Source organism: Gordonia jinhuaensis (genome assembly GCF_014639795.1).
In the GTDB taxonomy this organism is placed as follows: Bacteria; Actinomycetota; Actinomycetes; order Mycobacteriales; family Mycobacteriaceae; genus Gordonia_B; species Gordonia_B jinhuaensis.
Map to the genome: position 1 here is coordinate 47,334 of NZ_BMGC01000020.1, position 21,387 is coordinate 68,720.

At 64.8% G+C, this 21,387-nt stretch carries 21 protein-coding genes; 9 read left to right on the plus strand and 12 right to left on the minus strand.

The window, feature by feature from the left end:
- Window positions 1-37: 37 nt before the first annotated feature.
- Together IEW22_RS13410 and IEW22_RS13415 are read left to right on the plus strand one after the other, a co-directional pair.
- On the plus strand, window positions 38-1,360 hold the full coding sequence (locus tag IEW22_RS13410; RefSeq protein WP_188587115.1) for a citrate synthase: 1,323 nt from the start codon (window positions 38-40) through the stop codon (window positions 1,358-1,360).
- A gap of 33 nt (window positions 1,361-1,393) precedes the next feature.
- Window positions 1,394-1,762, plus strand: coding sequence for an FKBP-type peptidyl-prolyl cis-trans isomerase (locus IEW22_RS13415; protein WP_188587116.1), 369 nt, complete (start codon window positions 1,394-1,396; stop codon window positions 1,760-1,762).
- A gap of 77 nt (window positions 1,763-1,839) precedes the next feature.
- On the opposite strand, the gene IEW22_RS13420 is transcribed toward IEW22_RS13415, so the two are convergent.
- A complete protein-coding gene (locus tag IEW22_RS13420; RefSeq protein WP_188587117.1) occupies window positions 1,840-2,658 on the minus strand; it encodes a pirin family protein in 819 nt (272 codons plus the stop codon).
- A gap of 271 nt (window positions 2,659-2,929) precedes the next feature.
- Between IEW22_RS13420 and IEW22_RS13425 the strand changes: the two genes are divergently transcribed.
- From IEW22_RS13425 to IEW22_RS13445, 5 genes are all read left to right on the plus strand, one after another.
- Window positions 2,930-3,937 carry an amino acid ABC transporter permease gene (locus IEW22_RS13425; RefSeq protein WP_188587118.1) on the plus strand — a complete coding sequence of 336 codons (1,008 nt, stop codon included), beginning with the start codon at window positions 2,930-2,932 and terminating at the stop codon, window positions 3,935-3,937.
- Window positions 3,937-4,740, plus strand: coding sequence for an amino acid ABC transporter ATP-binding protein (locus IEW22_RS13430; RefSeq protein WP_188587119.1), 804 nt, complete (start codon window positions 3,937-3,939; stop codon window positions 4,738-4,740). Before IEW22_RS13425 ends, IEW22_RS13430 begins: the two co-directional genes overlap by 1 nt.
- A gap of 166 nt (window positions 4,741-4,906) precedes the next feature.
- Window positions 4,907-5,899 (plus strand): transporter substrate-binding domain-containing protein, encoded by a 993-nt coding sequence (locus IEW22_RS13435; protein ID WP_229742633.1) that lies wholly within the window; start codon window positions 4,907-4,909, stop codon window positions 5,897-5,899.
- Window positions 5,900-5,957: 58 nt separating this feature from the next.
- Window positions 5,958-7,025, plus strand: a complete 1,068-nt coding sequence (locus IEW22_RS13440; protein ID WP_188587120.1) for an LLM class flavin-dependent oxidoreductase — start codon at window positions 5,958-5,960, stop codon at window positions 7,023-7,025.
- A gap of 77 nt (window positions 7,026-7,102) precedes the next feature.
- A complete protein-coding gene (locus IEW22_RS13445; RefSeq protein ID WP_188587121.1) occupies window positions 7,103-7,816 on the plus strand; it encodes a GNAT family N-acetyltransferase in 714 nt (237 codons plus the stop codon).
- On the opposite strand, the gene IEW22_RS13450 is transcribed toward IEW22_RS13445, so the two are convergent.
- The 3 genes from IEW22_RS13450 to IEW22_RS13460 are packed head-to-tail and all read right to left on the minus strand — an operon-like array spanning window position 7,805 to window position 10,365.
- Window positions 7,805-9,157 carry a sensor histidine kinase gene (locus IEW22_RS13450; RefSeq protein ID WP_188587122.1) on the minus strand — a complete coding sequence of 451 codons (1,353 nt, stop codon included), beginning with the start codon at window positions 9,155-9,157 and terminating at the stop codon, window positions 7,805-7,807. The genes IEW22_RS13445 and IEW22_RS13450 overlap by 12 nt on opposite strands.
- Window positions 9,154-9,951 carry a response regulator transcription factor gene (locus IEW22_RS13455; RefSeq protein WP_188587123.1) on the minus strand — a complete coding sequence of 266 codons (798 nt, stop codon included), beginning with the start codon at window positions 9,949-9,951 and terminating at the stop codon, window positions 9,154-9,156. Before IEW22_RS13455 ends, IEW22_RS13450 begins: the two co-directional genes overlap by 4 nt.
- A 30-nt stretch (window positions 9,952-9,981) precedes the next feature.
- On the minus strand, window positions 9,982-10,365 hold the full coding sequence (locus IEW22_RS13460; RefSeq protein WP_188587124.1) for a hemophore-related protein: 384 nt from the start codon (window positions 10,363-10,365) through the stop codon (window positions 9,982-9,984).
- A 169-nt stretch (window positions 10,366-10,534) separates the two neighbouring features.
- On the opposite strand from IEW22_RS13460, the gene IEW22_RS13465 reads away from it, so the two are divergent.
- Window positions 10,535-11,887: a cryptochrome/photolyase family protein gene (locus IEW22_RS13465; RefSeq protein WP_188587125.1), complete on the plus strand. Its 1,353-nt coding sequence runs from the start codon at window positions 10,535-10,537 to the stop codon at window positions 11,885-11,887.
- Between the two features lie 68 nt (window positions 11,888-11,955).
- On the plus strand, window positions 11,956-13,197 hold the full coding sequence (locus IEW22_RS13470; protein WP_188587126.1) for an Nramp family divalent metal transporter: 1,242 nt from the start codon (window positions 11,956-11,958) through the stop codon (window positions 13,195-13,197).
- Window positions 13,198-13,204: 7 nt separating this feature from the next.
- Here IEW22_RS13470 and IEW22_RS13475 read toward each other — a convergent pair whose 3' ends face one another.
- From IEW22_RS13475 to IEW22_RS13510, 8 genes are all read right to left on the minus strand, one after another.
- Complete coding sequence (locus IEW22_RS13475; protein ID WP_188587143.1) at window positions 13,205-13,774, minus strand: NlpC/P60 family protein; 570 nt, start codon at window positions 13,772-13,774, stop codon at window positions 13,205-13,207.
- A gap of 101 nt (window positions 13,775-13,875) precedes the next feature.
- Window positions 13,876-14,970, minus strand: coding sequence for an ABC transporter substrate-binding protein (locus tag IEW22_RS13480; RefSeq protein ID WP_188587127.1), 1,095 nt, complete (start codon window positions 14,968-14,970; stop codon window positions 13,876-13,878).
- Between the two features lie 176 nt (window positions 14,971-15,146).
- A complete protein-coding gene (locus tag IEW22_RS13485; RefSeq protein ID WP_188587128.1) occupies window positions 15,147-16,238 on the minus strand; it encodes an ABC transporter substrate-binding protein in 1,092 nt (363 codons plus the stop codon).
- Window positions 16,239-16,374: 136 nt separating this feature from the next.
- Entirely contained in the window at window positions 16,375-17,460 is a 1,086-nt protein-coding gene (locus IEW22_RS13490; RefSeq protein WP_188587129.1) for an ABC transporter substrate-binding protein, read from the minus strand.
- A 55-nt stretch (window positions 17,461-17,515) separates the two neighbouring features.
- Complete coding sequence (locus tag IEW22_RS13495) at window positions 17,516-18,601, minus strand: ABC transporter substrate-binding protein (protein ID WP_188587130.1); 1,086 nt, start codon at window positions 18,599-18,601, stop codon at window positions 17,516-17,518.
- 167 nt (window positions 18,602-18,768) lie between these two features.
- The gene (locus tag IEW22_RS13500; protein WP_188587131.1) at window positions 18,769-19,554 is read right to left on the minus strand and encodes an ABC transporter permease; all 786 of its coding nucleotides are present in this window, start codon (window positions 19,552-19,554) and stop codon (window positions 18,769-18,771) included.
- A complete protein-coding gene (locus IEW22_RS13505; protein WP_188587132.1) occupies window positions 19,551-20,324 on the minus strand; it encodes an ABC transporter permease in 774 nt (257 codons plus the stop codon). The genes IEW22_RS13500 and IEW22_RS13505 overlap by 4 nt, the downstream gene beginning before the upstream one ends.
- Entirely contained in the window at window positions 20,321-21,217 is an 897-nt protein-coding gene (locus IEW22_RS13510; RefSeq protein ID WP_188587133.1) for an ABC transporter ATP-binding protein, read from the minus strand. Before IEW22_RS13510 ends, IEW22_RS13505 begins: the two co-directional genes overlap by 4 nt.
- Window positions 21,218-21,387: the final 170 nt, after the last annotated feature.

The following is a 21,387-nucleotide window of genomic DNA, read 5'->3' on the forward strand; positions in this document are numbered from 1 at the left end:
GTCAACAGGGCTGTCCATCAGTTGAGGAGGGGCCATAGTGTCCGCAGAAGCTGTGTCGTCAAACGGCACGTCGCCTGCCACAAGCGCGAAGTTCATCTATCCGGGCGGCGAGCTGGATATGCCCATCGTCGAGGCAACCGAGGGCGCAAACGGCGTGGCCCTGGGTAAGTTCCTCGCCGATACCGGTATGACGACATTCGACCCCGGATTCGTCAACACGTCGTCGACGAAGTCGGCGATCACCTACATCGACGGCGACGCGGGCATCCTGCGTTACCGCGGATACCCCATCGAGCAGCTCGCGCGGTCCTCGACGTTCATCGAGGTCAGCTACCTGCTCATCTACGGTGAGCTGCCCACTCCGGCTCAGCTCGAGGACTTCACCGACAAGATCCGCCGTCACACTCTGCTCCACGAGGATCTCAAGCGGTTCTTCGACGGCTTCCCCCGCAACGCACACCCGATGCCCGTGGTGTCCTCGGCGGTCAACGCGCTGTCGGCCTACTACCAGGATTCACTCGATCCCAAGGATCCTGAGCAGGTCGAGCTGTCGACCATTCGACTGCTCGCCAAGCTGCCGACGATCGCGGCCTACGCCTACAAGAAGTCGGTCGGTCAGCCGTTCCTGTACCCGGACAACTCGCTGAACCTGGTCGAGAACTTCCTGCGGATGACCTTCGGGCTGCCCGCGGAGCCCTATGAGATCGACCCGGCCGTGGTCGATGCCCTCGACATGCTGTTCATCCTGCACGCCGACCACGAGCAGAACTGCTCGACCTCGACAGTGCGTCTGGTCGGTTCCTCGCAGGCGAATCTGTTCACCTCGATCTCCGGTGGCATCAACGCTCTGTGGGGCCCGCTGCACGGCGGCGCCAATCAGGCCGTCCTCGAGATGCTCGAGGACATCCGCGCCGGCGGTGGCGACACCACCGACTTCATGAACCGGGTCAAGAACAAGGAACCGGGCGTGAAGCTGATGGGCTTCGGGCACCGCGTGTACAAGAACTACGATCCGCGCGCGAAGCTGGTCAAGGCCGCCGCAGACAAGGTTCTCGAAAGCCTCGGCGTCAGCGATGAGCTGCTCGACATCGCCAAGGGCCTCGAAGAGGTCGCACTCAACGACGATTACTTCATCTCGCGTCGCCTCTACCCGAACGTCGACTTCTACACCGGTCTGATCTACCGCGCGATGGGATTCCCCACCCGCATGTTCACCGTGCTGTTCGCGCTGGGTCGGTTGCCGGGATGGATCGCGCACTGGCGCGAGATGAACGCCGACCCGAGCACCAAGATCGGTCGCCCGCGTCAGGTGTACACCGGCTACACCGAGCGCGACTACGTGGATCTGTCCGGCCGCTGAGTTCCCATCCCACCGACTCGAAGGAGAGCCGAGATGGCACCGTCAGAAAAGCCCGAGGTCGATTTCCAGGAAGGCCCGGCACCCACCGAACTGACCATCAAAGATGTGGTGGTCGGTGACGGCGAGGAAGCCGTCGCAGGTGGCGTGGTCGACGTTCACTACGTGGGCGTCGAGTACGACACCGGAGAAGAATTCGATTCGTCGTGGAACCGCGGCCAGTCCGCCCGATTCCCGCTCGACCGGTTGATCCCCGGCTGGCAGGAGGGAATTCCCGGCATGAAGGTCGGTGGCCGTCGCCAGCTGACCGTTCCGCCGGAACTCGCCTACGGACCGGCCGGCGCCGGCCATCAGCTCTCCGGCAAGACGCTGGTCTTCGTGATCGACCTGCTCGGGGTCGGCTAGCGCCCAGAGGTCAACTCACGCAACCGATCAGGGCCGGGACGCACACGCGTCCCGGCCCTGATTCGCGTTCGGGGACATCAGAAATCGAAGGACGCGTGCATTTCCCAGACGAGTACCTCGGTATCGGTCACGGCGGTGATGCGTCGGTCGCCGGCGTCGGTCAGACGGAGCGCGTCGCCGTGATGCAGTCGCTGATCGAGTCCCTCGAATGTCGAGTCGCCCCGGGCGAGGAACACATGGGCAAAGGGAGCGGCAGGGATCTCGACACTGCTCCCGGCCGGTAGGCGTGCGATGTGCAGCGTCGCATAGCGATTGGCGAGAGTGATGGCCGCGCGGTCGGCATATTTGCGCATGCCTGAGACCACCGGAACCAGCGAACCATCTGAAAGTGCCTGGCTCACATCAGCGTCGGCGTATGACGGAGTGAGCTCGTCGGTGTCGGGCGGCAGCCACATCTGCACCACGCGGGTCTGCGTACGTTCGGATCGGGTGGCGGGATTGCGTTCGGAGTGCACGATGCCGGTACCGGCGGTCATCCGCTGGACCACCCCGGGCCGGATGACGCCGTGGTTGCCGCGTGAGTCGCGGTGCTCGACGGCACCCTCGAGCACCCAGGTGACCACCTCGGTGTTGCGGTGCTGATGGGAGTCGAAACCGTTGCCCGCCTCCACCACATCCTCGTTGTTCACCATGAGCAGGCCGTGGGCGTTGCGCTCGAGATCGTAGTTGCCGTCGGCCGGGAACGACTGCCAGGACGTGAGCCACTCATTGCTCCACTCGTGTCGATCAGCCGCGGGGATGTACCGCACGTCGCCATGATCTGTGAGATCGCCGTCTGACCCACCGGCCGCTGTCGCATGCTCGTGGGCGGGACTCGTCTGGGCCGCATTGCTCATGCCACGCTCAACGCCTCGCGCCGGTCGCAGATTCCGTGGCCGAATGTCCGTGGCTACATGCGCGTGGTGTGCGTGGTGTTCACTGCCGGGCTTGTGCGCCAGGTGAATGTAACCGTGGTGCAACAACGGACTGCGCCGTTAGCGTGTGCGAGGCATTCATCGATGGTTCGTGAATCTCACCACCTCGAGTCGTGCGCGACTCGAATCCCGGTCACACCCCGTTTTTCAGTCACACTCCGAAGTCCACTCACCAGCCACAAAGGACACCCACGTGTCACACGCCTCTCGGCTCACCGCGCCGACACCCCTCACGATCGGCGAGCATCACACACCGGCCGATCGGGACGCCCCTGCAGATGCCCCCTCGTCGCACGGTGAACGTGCTGTGCCGCGCAGACATCCGGGTCGGTGGATCGCCACGGCGGTGGTGCTCGTGATTGTCGCGCAGATCATCCACGGACTGGTGACCAACGACTTCTTCGCCTGGCCGCGGTTCTCCTACTGGTTCGCCAGGCCGGTGATCCTGCACGGACTGGTGGTCACCATCGAGGTCGCAGCGCTCAGCGCCGTCGTCGGACTCGTCGGGGGTGTCATCCTGGCCTTGATGCGGCTGTCGAAAAACCCAGTGCTGCAGGTGGTCAGCTGGATCTACATCTGGTTGTTCCGATCCATTCCGCTGTTGGTCCTGCTGTTGTTTCTCTACAACTTCGGTGCGCTCTACAAATCCCTGAGCCTGGGGATTCCCTTCGGTCCGGGCTTTCTGCACTTCGACGAGTCGACGCTGGCCACGTCGTTGGTGATCGCGGTGATCGGGATAGGTCTCAACGAGGCCGCGTTCGCCGCAGAGATCGTGCGTGCGGGCATCTTGTCGGTCGACCAGGGGCAGCGTGAGGCCGCCTCGGCCCTCGGGCTTCCTCGGTCGCATGAGTTCCGACGAGTGGTGGCACCCCAGGCGCTGCGCGCGATCATCCCGCCCTACGTCAACCAACTGATCGGCATCGTCAAGGCCACCTCGCTGGTGTACTACGTCTCGCTGATCGACCTGTTCGGCGCGGTGGAGACGATGGGGAGCACCTACTCCGGCGACATCATCCCGCTGCTTATGGTGGCCACCGTCTGGTACGTGATACTCACCAGCATCATCTCGGTGATCCAGTACTACGTGGAACGCCACTTCGCCCGTGGCGCCGTCCGATCGCTACCACCCACACCTGTGCAACGAGTCCGCCGCGGCTTTGCGCAGTGGCGTGCCGCGCGCACGACGACGGCGGTGGCGTGATGGTCGCCGAGCGCGTCACACACGCCCCCGACGTTCCCGCCACCGCGGCCGTCGGAGTGTCGGTGGTCAACGTACACAAGAATTTCGGGCATCAGCAGGTGCTGCGTGGGATCGATCTGACGGTTCCACCGGGCCAGGTGACGGTGATCATCGGCCGATCCGGGTCGGGAAAGTCGACCCTGTTGCGGTGCATCAACCATCTCGAGAAGCCCGACATCGGACATGTGGAGATCAACGACGAACCGATCGGTGTCCGTCGACATCGCGGACGCCTGAAGGAGCTGTCGGAGAGCAGAATTCGTCGACAGCGCGGTCAGATCGGTTTCGTGTTCCAGAATTTCAACCTCTTCTCGAATCTGACCGTCATCGACAACGTTGCCGCCGCGCAGGTCGCACTCGGTATGGAGAAGGGATCCGCGCACGAGCAGGCGCGAGTACTGCTCGACCGAGTGGGACTCGCGCACAAGGCCGACGCCTATCCGCGCACCTTGTCCGGCGGCCAGCAGCAGCGCGTCGCCATCGCCAGAGCCCTGGCGTCGAAACCGGGTGTGGTGCTGTTCGACGAGCCCACCTCGGCGCTGGACCCCGAACTGGTGGGGGAAGTGCTCGAGGTGATCGACGACCTCGGCTCGTCGGGAACCACGCTGATCGTGGTGACCCACGAGATCGGCTTCGCCCGCGAGATCGCCGACGAGGTGGTCTTCATCGACAACGGCAGGATCCTCGAACAGGGCCCGCCGGCAGAGGTTCTCGACAATCCACGCCACGACCGCACCAGAGACTTCCTCAGCAAGGTCCTCTGAGCGCCCTCATCTGTCTCGCACTGCGCCCCGAACAACACCACCATCCCCGAACAACACCACCACCGTCATCCTCGAACAACACCACAAGGAGAACAACACAGTGCGTTCGCACCTGTTTGCTGCGTCTGCCGGCCCCACGAGATCTCGCCTACGCCGGTGGGGTGCGGTGTCGATTGCCATGGTCACGGCCGCGACCGTGATGGGCACCGCCGCAGGGTGCTCGGAAGGGGATTCGGCTGCGGCGCCCGCGTCGAATGCCGACGGCACCACTGCGGTCACCGTCGGTGCGGTATCCAACGGTGCCGCCACCGAGACCACGATCTCGGTTCCGCAGGTCGCCGCGATTCGCGCAGAACTACCCAAGGAGGTCCTCGACGGCGGCGCCCTGACCATCGGCATCGGTGCACTGCCCGCGGGTTCGGCTCCACTGGCCTTCGTGGGCACCGATCAGAAGACCCTCACCGGATCAGAGCCCGATCTCGGACGTCTGGTGGCCGGTGTGCTCGGCCTGCGCGCGGAGATCACCAATGCCACCTGGGACAATCTGTTCGTCGGGATCGACAGCGGCCGTAGCGATGTCGGATTCTCCAACGTCACCGTCACCGAAGCGCGTAAGGACAAATACGACTTCGCGAGCTACCGCAAGGACAATCTCGCCTTCGAGGTACTCGAGTCCAGCAGCTGGAACTTCGACGGAAACCCCGACAGCCTTGCGGGTAAAACCGTATCGGTGAGTTCAGGTACCAATCAGGAGAAGATCCTCCTCGAATGGCGCCAGCAGCTGCAGGCCAAGGGAAAGACCTTCACCGTCAAGTACTTCCCCGACAGCAGTGCGGTAGCGCTGGCATTGCAGTCAGGGAAGATCGACACCTACTTCGGCCCGAATCCCTCCATCGCCTACCACATCAGGCAAACCGCATCGACGCCCAAGCCGACTCGTGACGCGGGGACGTATTCCGGTGCCGGGCAGACACTTCAGGGTCTGATCGCTGCGACCACCAAGAAGGGATCGGGTCTGGTCAAGCCGCTGGCCGATGCGCTCAACTACCTGATCAGCAACGGTCAGTACAGCAAGTGGCTGGCCGCGTGGAATCTCTCGAACGAGTCGGTGACCAGCTCGCAGATCAATCCGCCCGGCCTGCCCCGGACCAACTCCTGATGCGGGCGGACGCCAGGACAGCCGAACAGCGTATCGATACAGCAAGGGAGACGAGGCCATGAGATTTCTCGCCATCACGCTGATCGTGCACGCTCCCGACCCCGTGACCGGTGAACAGGTCGGCACCGCCGAGCGATTCCGGCAGGTCGTCGAATCCGCGACGCTGGCCGAGAGTCTGGGTTTCGACGGGTTCGGCGTCGGTGAGCGCCACGAAATCCCGTTCATCTCGTCGTCGCCGACGGTGGTGCTCAGCCACATCGCCGCGCGCACCGAGACGATCCGGTTGTTCACCGCGGTCACCACTCTGTCGCTACTCGATCCGGTGCGTGCCTTCGAGGACTACGCGACGCTCGACCATCTCTCGGGAGGTCGGCTGGAGCTGATCATCGGCAAGGGCAACGGTTCGGCGCAGCGGGACCTGTTCAACGTCACACCCGAAGACCAGTGGGACCGCAATGCCGAATCCTACGAGGTGTTCCGTCGCCTGTGGGCCGAGAATCGGATCACCTACGACACCAGGTTCCGGCCACCGCTGCACGACGCGCAGGTGTGGCCGCAGCCGCTCCAGCAGCCGATCCGCATCTGGCATGGCAGCGCGACCAGTCGCGAGTCGGTGGATCTTGCAGCGCGCCACGGTGATCCACTGTTCTCGGCGAACGTGACCCATCCCGCCGAGCCGTATGGGGAGTTGATCGACCACTATCGGAAACGGTGGATCGAGCACGGTCACGATCCTCAGCGAATCGCGGTGGGTGCGGGAACAGCGGGCTTTTACGCCGCACGTCGATCGCAGGACGCGATCGAGGACTATCGGCCGGTCTTCGCAGGCTATCTCCAGGCGCAGAAGCGACTCGGCGTGGATCCGGTGTTTCCCACGCTGGAGGATTATGTGGAGCGCTCCTCGGCGCTGATCGGCAGCCCCGAACAGATCATCGACAAGGTTCACCGCTATCACCAGCGGTTCGGGCACACCGTGATGCACCTGCACGCCGAAGCCGGTGGACTCCCGGAGAAGAAGCACCGCAGGGGACTGGAACTGTTCGCCCAGGAGATTGCGCCAGTGCTGCGTACGCAGATCCCCGATCCACCCTGGGGGTGGGGCTCACCCGACCCCCTCCTAGCCTGATGACAAGCGGCCTGATGACAAGCGGCCCGAGGACAAGCGGCCCGAGGACGAGCGGCCCGACGCGGAGAAAGACAACGATGACCCCGGATACGGCAGTGCTGGACAACCCCGCCTACCACGCGCTGAACAACGCCCACGCCCATCTGGCGGAACGGTCGGGGAGAGTGGTGCGCTATCGGACCGACGTCTCGCCGTTTTTCGCGCTGCCCGATGATCCCACCGACGGCGACTGGTCGGACGTGGCCGTCCTCGCCGGACCGGGCGAGCTGGTGGCGCCGTCGGCACTGCGGACACCTCCGCCGCCCGGATGGCGGGTGGTGCGCCACATCCCCGGCGTGCAGCTGGTCGCGCAGACGCTCCTCGACGGTCCTGATGACGAGGCCGTGATCCTCACGCCCCGTGATGTGCCCGAGATGATCGCGCTGGTCGAGGACACCCGGCCCGGACCCTTTCTGCCCCAGACCATCGACCTGGGCACCTACCTGGGTATCCGCCGCAACGGCCGCCTGGTGGCGATGGCCGGCGAACGACTGCGCCCGCCGGGTTTCACCGAGATCAGCGCGGTCTGCACCGCGGCCGAGGTACGGGGGCAGGGGCTGGCAACGAGGTTGATACGAGCAGTGGCGCACCGCATCGTCGAGCGTGGTGAGCGGCCGTTCCTGCACGCCGCAGCGGAGAACACCACCGCGATCCGGCTGTATGAATCGCTGGGCTTCGCCCGGCGCAGTGATGTGGTGTTCCAGGCGATCCGAGTGCCTGATCTCGCAGGGCGGGGCAGTTCAGTGCGCTGAGCCGCCCGGTCGCGCGGACTCGCCGATGGTGATCGACACCTCCAGTCCGGTCGGACCGGGGGAGTCGGCCAGTCGCACACGTCCGCCGTGCAGTCGGGCCTGCTGGGCGACCAGCGCCAGACCGATGCCCGAGCCCGGACCGGTGGCCGTGGAGCCGCGACGGAATCGGCCGAGTACTTCGTCGCGCTCGGCGGGTGGGAGTCCACTGCCGTTGTCGCCGACGACCACCTCGACCACACCGTCAGGATGAATCACCGTGCGCACTCCCACGGCCGTGGCGTGACCGTGGCGCACGGCGTTGGTGAACAGATTCTCCAGCGCCAGTCGCAGTCCCGGGGCGAATCCGTGCACCACCAGCTGCCGGGGATGCGCGGCGTCGAAGCTGACATCGGGAAAGGCCTCGCGTGCGTTCGCGACACTGCTGTCGATGACCTCGACGAGGTCGACGGGTTCGAGGTCGTCGGGCCCGATCAGGTCGCCACGCGCCAGAGTCTCCAGTGCGGTCAGCGTGCTGACGACGCGGCGGTGGGATCGCTCCAGGCGTGCGGTGAGCACATCGCGGTCGTGATCGGACAACGCATACCCGCCACGCAACATGTCCAGGTCTGTGCCCATCGCGGTCAGTGGGCTGCGCAGTTCGTGGGCCGACGTCGAGGCGAAATCACGTGCAGCCGCGAGTGCTTGAGCGGTGCGCCGATGCTCTGTCTGTAGACGGTCGAGGAGATCGGTTGTGGCGATGGCGATCTCGCGTCCCTCGCGGGCGCCGCCCACACCCGTACGCAGGCCCGGACTCGGGTCACCTCGCACGATTCCCTGCGCGAGAAGGCGAAGCGGCCGGGTGGCGCAACCACCGAGGATCCATCCGAGGGTGGCTGCGGCGATCACGCCGAGTGCCGCCACGATCACCATCTGTCGGTGGCGAGCGTCGACCCGGTCGCGCGTGGGTGCCAGAGGTAGCGCGATCGACACGCGCGTCGGAGCCGCCGCAGCGGGGTGTCGGGTGACGGTGTCTATCCGGTAGTCGGCGCCACCGAGGTTTTCGGTGACCAGACCGTCGGGCAACTCGGGCACCGTCGTCGAGGTCGACAACACCACCTCGTCGCCGCGCCGGAAGGTCGCCAAAAAGCCCTGGGCGTCGGGCTGTGCCTGCAGCGCCTGCTCGCCGCGCGCACGGCCCACGCTGGCCGCGACTGACGTCAGCCGCGTCACCTGAGCGTCGAGCTGCTGATACTCGTCGTCGGCCACCACCACCCAGGCGACCGCCGCGATGATGCCGGCGACTATCGCCGCGCCGACGGCGGTGGCGATCGCGACGCGCACACGCAGGGACGGGGTCCTCACCGCGGTGTACGCCCTGTCGGATCGGCTGCAGCCGCGGTTCCCGACGGGTCCTGCACGCGCAGGTCGGCGGTGTCGCTGCGCAGCACGAAGCCGTAGCCGCGGACGGTGTGGACCACCCGTGGACTGCCGTCGCGTTCGAGTTTGCGACGCAGGTATCCCACGAACACATCGACAACCTTCGTCTGGACGGGAAAGTCGTATCCCCATACGTCGGCGAGTAGTTCGGTGCGTGAGCGAGCGGTTCCGGCCTCGGCTGCCAGTGCGGCCAGCAGGTCGAATTCACGCGGTGTCAGATCCACTGCGCGCCTGCCACATTCGACCCGTCTGCCGGGCAGGTCGATCGTCACGTCGCCCACCTGTACCAGCCTCGTGGGGGCGTCGGACGCGGCGTCGGTGGGCACGGGCGCGGCACGAGGGCGTCGCAGCAGCGCCCGCAGCCTCGCGACGAGTTCACCGAGGTGGAACGGCTTCACCAGGTAGTCGTCGGCGCCGGCTTCGAGTCCGATGATGCGGTCGTCGACCGACGTGCGTGCCGAGAGCACGCAGATCGGGATCTGTGATCCGCTCTCGCGCAGTGCGGCGACCACCGCGACGCCGTCGATGTCGGGCAGGTTCATGTCCACGACGATGGCATCGACCTGCTGGGCTTCGACGCTTGCGAGTGCACCCATGCCGGTCTCCGCGGTCGACACGACGAACCCGGACAGCCCCAACCCCATCTGAAGTGAGGTGAGGATGTCCGGGTCGTCGTCGACGATCAGCACCTGCGGTGCGGTCTCATCGGATGAACTCATGACATCGAGAGTGTCACGCTGGGGAACCGATCAGAACTGCCCACACGTGGCCTTCACGGCCGTGACCTTGGCCTCGAGCTTGTGATGGTGGCGTTCCCAGCGCTTGTGCGCATGGGAGTGCGCGGCCACGAACGCCGTGCGGGCGGCCTGCTGCTGCGCCGGCGTCAGGGTGATGTAGTGCTCGAACGCCGCGTTGGCCTTGGGATGGGTCGCAAGGTGATGTGCGAACGTCGGCTCATGGGCGGCGATCGCCTTCTCCACCTGCTCCACAGTGCAGGTGGTGCCTGTCACATGCGCGGTGGGTGCCGTCTGGGGCGGGGTCGCCGGTGCTGCCGACGCCGTGGCCGGCACCACTGCCAGACCGGCGACGACCGCCGCGGCACCGATTGACCACCGTGCGAATGGTGTTCTCATGGTTGTCCTGTGTCCTTTCGGTCTCAGCCGCTGACTCCGGCCGGCGGCGAGATCCAACGTAGGAGCGGATCCGGGCATTGTGGGGCACTCATCGGTAAGGGTTTGGTCAGAACACGGGCGGTCCGCGCAGGAGGTTCCGGTCGATCGTGCGCTGGTAGCGTCGAAGGTGATGGCCACCACCTCGATCCTTTGGTTTCGTCGCGATCTGCGCCTGAGCGATCACCCCGCGCTCGCGGCAGCCTCCGACGCCGCCGATGAGGTCGTGGGGTTGTTCGTCCTCGACACCGCGCTCACCGGCCACGCCGGCACGCGGCGCCTGGCATTCCTCTTCGAGAGTCTGCGCGATCTGCGTGAGCAGCTCGACGGGCGCCTGCTCGTGATCCGCGGCCGTCCGCACTCCAGCGTCCCCCGCGTCGCAGATGCCGTTGGTGCGCAGTCCGTCCATGTCTCGCAGGACTTCTCGCCGTATGGTCGCCGCCGCGACGAACGTGTCGCCGATGCTCTCGGCGACATCCCGCTGGTCGGTACCGGTTCGCCCTACGGTGTCTCGCCCGGTCAGATCACGAAGAGCGACGGCTCGCCCTACAAGGTGTTCACGCCGTACTTTCGCGCGTGGCGTGAGCGTGGGTGGCATTCGCCTGCGCACACCTCCGCAGAGATGACCGACTGGGTGGACCCGGGGGCCGTACCCAACGTCCACCCGATCGAGATCCCCGCCGCGCCAGAGGAACCCGTCATCGAACCGGGCGAGCGGGCAGGGCTGCGGCGGTGGCGCGAGTTCCTCGACGACGCGGTGTCGGAGTACGACACCCAGCGTGACCGACCCGACCTCGACGCGACCAGCCGGATGTCTGTGCATCTCAAATTCGGCACCGTCCATCCGCGCACGATGCTTGCCGACCTTGCTGCTCGTAGATCCGACGGTGCGGCATCGTATATGCGGGAGTTGGCCTTTCGTGACTTCTATGCCGACGTTCTGTACAACTGGCCTCACAGCGCCTGGCACAACTGGAATACCGGATTCGACGGCATCTCCACCGACACCGATGATGCCGCATGGCGCCGGTTCGATCGATGGACCTCTGGCACAACAGGTTTCCCGATCGTCGACGCGGGAATGCGGCAACTGACCGGTGAGGGGTTCGTGCACAATCGGGTACGGATGATCGTCGCATCCTTTCTGGTCAAGGACCTCCATCTGCCCTGGCAGTGGGGTGCCAGGCATTTCCTCGACCTGCTGGTCGATGGCGACATCGCGAGTAATCAGCACGGGTGGCAGTGGACCGCGGGGTGTGGCACCGACGCCGCGCCCTATTTCCGGGTGTTCAACCCGACCAGTCAGGGGAAAAAGTTCGACCCGTCGGGTGAGTACGTCCGCAGGTGGGTGCCCGAACTGCGCCCGATCGCCGGTGCCGCGGTGCACGATCCGGGCGACGAGCGACCGGCCGACTACCCCGAACCGATGGTCGATCACCAGGTCGAGCGACGAGAGGCGCTGGATCGGTATTCGCGTATCAGCTGATTTCGGGTAGCCGAAGTCATAGTTTCGAACGCTTGAACTCTGGTCGTCCGTGTGTCAGATTTGCCTACATGGTGCGACGGGTACAGGGGCCGGTCCTCAGACGATCGGTCCTCGCGAGGTCGGCACTTCTGGGGCCGGCGTTCGTCGCCGCGATCGCCTACGTCGACCCCGGCAACGTCGCGGCGAACGTCACCGCGGGTGCCCGGTACGGATTCCTGTTGGTGTGGGTGCTGGTGGTGGCCGGGGTGATCGCGATGCTCGTGCAATATCAGTCGGCCAAACTCGGTGTCGTCACCGGTCGCAGCGTTCCCGAACTCGTCGGCGAGCGCTTGGGGCGCGGCGCGCGCATCGGCTACTGGCTGCAAGCCGAGGTCGTGGCGGCAGCCACCGATCTCGCCGAGGTGATCGGCGGCGCGATCGCACTGAACCTGCTGTTCGGGCTGCCGTTGGTGGTGGGTGGGGTGATCATCGCCGTCGTCTCCCTGATCATCCTGGCGATCGCGTCACGGCGAGGTCAGCGATCCTTCGAGCTGGTGGTGGGCGGCTTCCTGGTGGTGATCGTCGTGGGCTTCCTGGCCGGCCTGGTGGTCAACGCCCCGTCGCCGTCGGATGTCGCCGGCGGGTTGATCCCCCGTCTGCACGGGCGTGAGTCGGTACTCCTGGCGGCCGGGATGTTCGGGGCCACCGTGATGCCCCACGTGGTTTATCTGCACTCGACACTGGTCATCGACCGCCACGGGTCGGGTCATTCGGCGCCGGTCGTCCGGAAGTTGCTCGGCGCCACCCGCGTCGATGTTCTTGTCGCGCTCGGGATCGCGGGTCTGGTGAACATCGCACTACTGGTGCTCGCCGCGCAGAATCTGCGACATGTACCCGGCACCGACACCATCGACGGGGCATATCACGCGGTGCGACACTCCCTCGGTCCGCTGATCGCCGTATTCTTCGCCGCGGGGCTGCTGGCCTCGTCGCTGGCCTCGACCGCGGTGGGGTCCTACGCGGGCGCGGCGATCATGCAGGGGATGTTGCACATTCGCGTGCCGATGATCATCCGGCGATTGGTGGTGGTGATTCCGGCGCTGATCGTGTTGGGAGTCGGGGTCGAGCCCACCTGGGCGCTGGTGGTCAGTCAGGTGGTGCTGAGCTTCGGGATCCCGTTCGCCATCATCGCGTTGGCCAGGCTGACGTCGGATCGGACGCTGATGGGGGAATTCACCGATCGGCCGCTGCTGCGGTGGGCCTCGGTGGTGTCGACAATCGTGATCGTGGTGTTGAACGTCGCGCTGATCGTGTTGGCGTTCACCGGATGAGGGGGAATCACACCTGCCGGATCGTCTTGATGGGGGGCATCGCGGTCAGGGGAGTGAGTCCGATCGGGACGCCGTTGCCGTACGCGTTGAACACCTGGCCGAACCCGGCGTAGATCCCCACGTGGGAAGCGTCCTTGTAGAAGATGATGATGTCGCCGGGCATCATCATCGACAGTGGGACGGACCTGCCCACATGCGCCATCTGCTGGCTGGTGCGGGGAAGCGTCACACCGACGGTGCGATAGGCCCATTGGACCAGGCCAGAGCAGTCGAATGCGTTCGGGCCCACCCCACCCCAGAGGTAGGGCTTGCCGGTCTGAACGAATGCTGCGGCCAGTGCGCCGAGTCCCTCGGTGGTGGGGACGGGCAATACCAGGTCCGAGGAGCCAGACGAGCCGGCGGAACCACTCGACCCGCTCGATCCGCTGGACCCCGCTGAGCCGAGCCCGTCATCGGCGAGGGCGAGTGCGGTCCCGGATGTCAGGAGCACCCCGAAGGACACGGCCGTTGCGGCGACCGCCGTCACGATCCGTGTCCGCCAGGGTTTTCCAGCGCGCGACGACAGGCCAGTCGGCATCGGCATATCCACCTCTTCTGAACTCCAGATTCAGGATCGGCTTGAACATACCGCACCGACATGGCCGTGGTCGACGAACGAACGAATTGTCCGATCGATACTCAGGCGGTGGCCACGGAGCTCAGATCGCGCTTGAGGCTTGGCGTCTCGGCGTAGACCTCCTTGATCAGCGACAGGTCGAAGATCTGGTCGGCGGTGATCTTGTAGCCGGCCTTGCCGAGCGCGGTGATGTTCTCGTCGACCAGGGAGTCGGTCATGGTGAGCAGACCGTTGGCCTTGGTGTCGCTGGTGACGATCAGCTTGATCTGGGCCTGCATCTCCTTGACCTGCTCGGCCTGCTCGAGTCCCAGGTCCTTGCCGTACTTGGTGACGGCGAGGCTCGCCGCTTTCTCGGGGTCGAGTACGGCGTCGTACCAGCCCTGAATGTCGGCCTTGATGAACGCCTTGAGCTTGTCGCGCTCGTTGTCGATGGTCTCCTGGCGGACCACCAGCGTCTCGGCGACCAGCGGCAGGCCGAAGTCGGCGAACAGGAACGTACGGTTGGCGAAGCCCTGGCCCGCGAGGGTGATCGGTTCATTGGTGATGTAGCCGACCCACCCGTCCACCTGCCCGGACTTCAGCGGGGTGGGATCGTACTGGACGGTGACGATCTGCACATCGTTCTCGGTGAGGTTGTTGGCGGTGAGCAACGCCTTGAAGACATTCGAGTTCGAGGCCTGTACACCGATCTTCTTACCCTTCATGTCCTCTGGCGTGTTGATCGGCTTGGACTCTGCCGACACGATGCAGAAGGGATTCTTCTGGTAGGTCGCGGCGACCGTCTTGAGCTTGGCGCCCTTGAGGATCACCGGCGCGGTGAGCTGCGGAGCCGACATGCCGATCCACACCTTGTTGGCCGTGAGGCCGGTCTCCACGCCCGTGCCCGCGCCACCGCCGGTGAGCAGTTCGGGGGTGCCCAGGCCTGCTGCCTCGAAGTGCCCGTTCTCGATGGCCATGTACTCGCCGGAGAACTCGATGTTCTTCTGCCACGACAGCTGCACACGCGGGTTCTTCCAGTCGTTCCCGCCGCCCGAGGACGAGCTGCTGCTGCCGCTGCTGCATGCGGCGAGGAGGCCCGATCCACCCAATGCACCTGCGGCGCCGCCGGCGACGAGGGAGTAGCGGAGAAAGGACCGGCGATCGAAACTGAGGGACATGACTGCCTTTCGACAAGAAGGAAGAACGACGATGAACTACCCGTGAAATCCCTGCGATGCGCGGGGAATCGGCGTCAGCCTAAGTCCGCTCGTCTGACGTGTCCACGCGAATCGTGCGGTCGCTGGTCGAACTGTCTCACGGGTGCGATCGGGCGACGGTGCTCAGCGGCCGGAGATCATGCGGTGGTGATCGACGACAGGTCGCGCTTGAGGTCGGGGTTCTCGGAGTAAACCTCCTTGATCAGCGACATGTCGAAGATCTGATTGGCCTCGAGCTTGTAGCCGGCCTTGCCGAGTGCGGTGATGTTCTCGTCGATGAGCTCGTCGGTCATGGTGAGCAGACCGTTGGCCTTGGTGTCGGCGTTGACGATCAGCGCGATCTGCGCCTTCATCTCGGCGAGTTGCTGGTCGCGTTCGAGGCCGAGCGACTTGCCGTAGTTGTCCACCGCCAGCGACACCGCTTTCTCCGGGTCGAGTACGGCGTCGTACCAGCCCTGGATGTCGGCCTTGATGAACGCCTTGAGCTTGTCGCGCTCCTTGTCGATGGTCTCCTGGCGGACCACCAGGGTCTCGGCGACCAGTGGCAGCCCGTGATCGGCGAAAAGGAAGGTGTGATTGGCGAATCCCTGCGATGTGAGGGCGATCGGCTCGTTGGTGATGTAGGCGACCAGACCATCGATCTGGCCGGTCTTCAGTGGAGTCGGGTCGTACTGGACGCTGACGACCTGCACATCGTTCTCGGTGAGGTCATTGGCCGCGAGCAGACCCTTGAAGGGCGAGGTGTTGCCGGCAGCGACGCCGATCTTCTTGCCCTTCATGTCCTGGGGTGTGTTGATCGGCTTGGATGCGGGCGAGACGATGCAGAACGGGTTCTTCTGGTAGGTCGCCGCGACCGACATCAGCTTGGAACCCTTGAGGATCACCGGCGCGGTGAGCAGCGGAGCCGAGGTGCCGATCCAGATCTTGTTGGCGGTCAGACCCGTCTCCACGCCGGTACCCGATCCGCCGCCGGCGATCAGCTCCGGCGTGCCCACGCCCGCATTCTTGAAGTGGCCGTTCTCGATGGCCATGTACTCACCGGCGAACTCGACATTCTTCTCCCACGACAGCTGCACCTTGGGATTGGTTGCCTCCGAGCCGCTTCCGCTCGAAGACGAACCACCACTGCTGCACGCTGCGAGCAGACCTGATGCGCCCAGGGTGCCGGCGGCAGCGCCGCCGATCATCGAATAGCGCAGGAACGAGCGACGATCGAACGTCATTGCCATGGGAGTGCCTTTCGGGGCGTGTAAGGGAGGGTCTCAGCGGGGATGGGGACGTTGGTGATTGCGGTTGGTGATTGCGAGGGTGGTTGAGTGCTCGGGGCGACTGGGGAGTGGGGACGTTACGCAGGCGAGGGACGGGTCAGGCCTTGGTGATCGAGCTGAGATCCCGTTTGAGGTCGGGATTCTCGGCGTAGACCTCCTTGATGAGCGACAGATCGAACAGCTGATCGGCGGTGATCTTGTAGCCGGCCTTGCCGAGGGCGGTGATGTTCTGCTCGACCAACGTGTCGGTCATGGTGAGCAGGCCGTTGGCGACGGTGTCGTTCGTGACCACCAGTTTGGTCTGTGCGGCCATCTCCTTCGCCTGGTGTTCCCGGTCGAGGTTGAGCGTCTTGCCGTACTTGTCGACGGCGAGTGACACCGACCTGTCGGGGTCGAGAACCGCGTCGTACCAGCCCTGGACCTCGGCTTTGATGAAGCCCTTCACCTTGTCGCGTTCGTTGTCGAGAGTGTCCTGGCGGACCACGATGGTCGATGCGGCCAGCGGGAGTCCATGATCGGCGAACAGGAAGGTGTGGACGGGGAAACCCTGCTGCTCCAGAGAGATCGGATCGTTGGTGATGTACCCGACGAGCGCGTCGATCTGCCCGAGTTTGAGTGGTGTCGGATCATATTGCACACCGACGATGGTCACATCGCTGGTGGTCATGCCGTTCGCGGCGAGCAGGGAGTTGAACGGCCCGGTGTCGCCGGCGGACACGCCGATCTTCTTGCCCTTCATGTCTTGTGGCGTGTTGATGGGCTTGTCTGCCGGCGAGGTCAGACAGAATGCACTCTTCTGGAAGGTGGCGGCAACTGACTTGAGCTTGCCGCCCTTGAGGATCACCGGTGCGGTCAGGTTGGGATGTGAGATACCGATCCACACCTTGTTCGCGCTCAGCCCGGTCTCGGTACCGGTGCCCGAACCGCCGCCGGCGATCAGTTGTGGGGTACCCAGGCCCGCCGCCTTGTAGTGCCCGTTCTCCAGTGCCATGTACTCGCCGGCGAACTCGACGTTCTTCTCCCACACCAGTTGCACCTTGGGGTCTGTGGAACTGGTTGCGCTCGACGATGAGCCACCGCTGCTGCAAGCGGCGAGTAGGCCTGACGCCCCCAGGGTGCCGACTGCGGCGCCGCCGATCATCGAATTGCGAAGGAAGGAGCGACGACTCAATGCCGATGTCATGGGACTGCCTTTCGGGACGTGCGTGGTGCTCAGTGGTGGGAGGCGAGGGACGGGGTCAGGCCTTGGCGATCGAGCTGAGGTCCCGCTTGAGGTCGGGATTCTCGGCGTAGACCTCCTTGATGAGCGACAGGTCGAACAGCTGATCTGCGGTGATCTTGTAACCCGCCTTGTTCAGCGAGGTGATGTTGTCCTCGACGAGTTGGTCGGTCATCGTCATCAGACCGTTGGCCCGGGTGTCGTCGGTGACCATCAGCTGCGTCTGGGCGGCCATCAGCTTCAGCTGCTGAGATGAATTCAGTCCCAGCGACTTCCCGTACTTGTCGACGGCCAGCGACACCGACTTGTTGGGGTCGAGGATGGCGTCGTACCAGCCCTGGATGGTGGCCTTGAGCAGGCCCTTGACCTTGTCGCGCTCGTTTGCCACCGTCTCCTTGCGGAACACATAGGTTTCGGCCACCAGCGGCAGGCCGTGTTCGGCGAACAGGAAGCTGTGTGTCTGGAAGCCTTCGTCGGCGAGGGTGATGGGTTCGTTGGTGATGTAGGCGACCATCGCGTCGATCTGCCCGGCCTTCAGCGGGGTCGGGTCGAACTGCATGCCCACGATCTGCACGTCCGAAGACGTAAGGTCGTTGGCGGCCAACAGGGCCATGAAGGGGGCGGTGTCACCGGCGGCGACGCCGATCTTCTTTCCCTTCATCTCCGCGGGGCTGTTGATCGGCTTGTCAGCGGGGGAGGTGATGCAGAACGGGTTCTTCTGGAAGAGTCCGGCGACCGTGATCAGCTCGGCGCCTTTGAGGATCACGGGGGCGGTGAGCATCGGCGCCGACACGCCTGCCCAGACCTTCTTGGCGGTCAGTCCGGTCTCGGTCCCGGTGCCTGCGGAACCTCCGGCGATGAGTTCGGGTGTGCCCAGCCCGGCTGCCTTGTAGTGGCCGTTCTCCAAAGCCATGAACTCGCCGGAGAATTCGGCATTCTTCTGCCACGACAGCTGGATCTTGGGATTGGTGGTGCTCGATCCGCTCGAGCTCGAGGACGAACCGCCGCTGCTGCACGCGGCGAGGAGTCCGGATGCGCCGAGCGCGACAGCGGCGCTGCCGCCGAGTGCGCTGTAGCGCAGGAAGGACCGACGATCGATGGTCATGGAAGGAGCCTCTCTGACGAGTGCCGAAACGGCGGATCACCACACACTGATGCCCTCAGGTCGACCAGCGGCCAGAGGAGTCCGTACGCCACCGCATCGGGGCACCGGATGGTCGATGTCGTGTGCGCGAGAACGGATTGCGTTCTGCGCACACGACATCGTGACGATTACGCGGGTTTGGTTCCCATCTCGGCGAGGACGATGGTCTCGATGACGCCGACGATTGCGTACAGCACGATGGAGGAGACTGTGATCACCAGGACCGAGGCCCACAGTGCGTCGTAGTCGGCTGCCGGGAGGGCCCGCTGGATGCTCGCGCCCAGTCCCTTGTTCGTTCCCAGCCACTCGGCAACCGTCGCGCCGATGATCGCTCCGGGAACCGACACCTTTGCGGCACTGAACAATGCGGGGACCGCCGACGGCAGCGATGACATCCGCATCACCACCCACTTGTTGCCGCCGTAGGCGGTGATCACGTCGGAGATCTGGCGCGGCGCGTTGGACAGCCCGTTCATGATCATCACCAGCGCGGGGAAGAAGACCACGATCCCGCCCATCACCGCGACCACCGCGATGCCGCGACCGACCACCATGGTGATCAGGGGTGTCATGGCGACCAACGGCACCGACCGCAGGAGCATCGCGATCGGCATGAAGGTCTGCGAGAGCGGGCGGAACATGATGAACAGTGCGGCGACGATGATCGCGGCGGCCATGCCGCACACGAAACCTACAGCGGAGTCCTTGAGCGTGATGCCCAGGTCCGACCACAGCTGCGAGCGTGAGGATGTGCCGTCGTCGGCGCCGAACAGGTAGTTGAATACGTCGATCGGTGTGCGACCGATGATCGGTCCGATATTCGGGAAGGCCAGCAGGAACAGCCACCAGATCACCAGGATCAGGATGAAGCTCAACAGAAGTGAGCCGAGGAACTTGGCGATACGTAGGGTCATCGGGCCTCTCCCGTCGACCAGCGCGTCACATAGCGCGAGATGAGTGCGATGACGGCGTAGCCGATACCCGCGATGACCCCGCACACCAGCGCGATGGCCCAGACTGCGGGGATGTCACCGCGCTGCTGGGCGTTGATCATCGCTGGACCGGCGCCCTTGTCGGGCATCGCCAGGAACTCACCGAGCACAGCGCCGAGGATGGCTGCCGGTGCCGCGATCTTCAGTGCGGCAAGGACGTTGGGCAGAGACGAGATGATGCGCACACGGAACAGCTGTGCGAGCCGTCCGCCGCCGTAGACCTGGACGACGTCGAGGGCGGCGCGATGCGGTGACCGCAGGCCGGCGACGGCGCCGATCATGGTCGTGAAGAAGACTGAGATCGCCGCGAGGAACACGATCATCGTCTGCACGGTGGAGAAGGCGACCTGGACGATCGGTGCCACCGCGATGATCGGGGTGCAGTAGCTAATGATCGCCAACTGCGTTGCCAGTCCCTCGATTTGAGGGATGACGATGACCAGCAGTGCGAGGATCAGTGCGAGGAGGTTGCCCCACAGGAATCCCTTCGACGCCAGTTCGATGGTCGGACCGAAATTGCTGGTGTAGAAGTCCCAGCCCTGCTTGCCGACGGCGCGGATGACGGCTGCGGGCGTCGGGATGGTCCCCTTGAACCAGTGGAACACTCCGGCGAGTGTCCACAGGATCAACAAGCACACGATTCCGATAGCCCCAGCGCCCCATCGTGATCCGATGAGCCTGAGCTTGCTCATACGGGTTCCTTGGCGGTGTTCTCGTCGTCGGAGCCGGGCTCGACCGTGGCTTCGGTCTCCGTGCCGGCGCCGCCACCGAAGAGCAGGCCGGACAGGTGATCGTGGATGGCGTGGAATTCCTTGGTGCGCAGCATATCCGGGTGACGCGGACGGGGCAGGTCGATCTCCACGAGTTCGATGATGCGGCCGGGTCGCGGGCTCATCACGGCGACCACGTCGGAGAGGAAGACCGCCTCGGCGATACCGTGGGTGACCATCAGTGTGGTCGCAGGCTTCTCGGTCCAGATGCGCTGAAGCTCCATGTTGAGGCGCTGGCGCGTCATGTCGTCGAGTGCGCCGAACGGCTCGTCGAGCAACAGTGCGGTGGGTTTGACCACGAGCGCGCGGGCGATGGACACACGCTGGCGCATGCCGCCGGACAGGGTCGCCGGCTTGGCCTTCTCGAATCCGCGCAGACCCACCAGGTCGATCAGCTCGTCCACCGCGGACTGGTCGGGCTTGATCCCGGCCACCTGCAGCGGCAGCTTGATGTTGGACTCCACGGTGCGCCACGGCAGTAGGGCAGAGTCCTGGAATGCGATACCCAGCTCATGCTGGCTCTGTAGGTCCTTCGGTGACATCGAGTTCATCAGAACTGTGCCCTCGGAGGCGGTTTCGAGGCCGGCGATGATGCGCAGGATAGTGGACTTCCCGCAGCCCGAGGGGCCCAACAGGGACAGGAAGGAACCCTCGGATGTCTTGAGACTGACATCGTCGAGTGCCTTGACCTGTTCTCCTCCGCGCATTGCCCCGGAGGAGAAGACCTTGCTCAAGTGCTCGATGTTGATGCCGGTCCCCAGCGGCCGGATACGTCGCTTTTCGGCGCTCGGCTCCGTGGTGTCGACTGAACTCATGAGTGCGCACGTTATGCGCCCTCTGTTTCTTCCATATTTCTCAACAGTTACAGGCGAGTCCTCACCAGGGCGGTGTCATACCCTCGAAGCAACGGTAGCCGAGAGGCGTTGGTGGACAGGGGTTGTAGTGGGGCGCAGGATGTTGACGATCGAGGATCGAGCGGAGATCG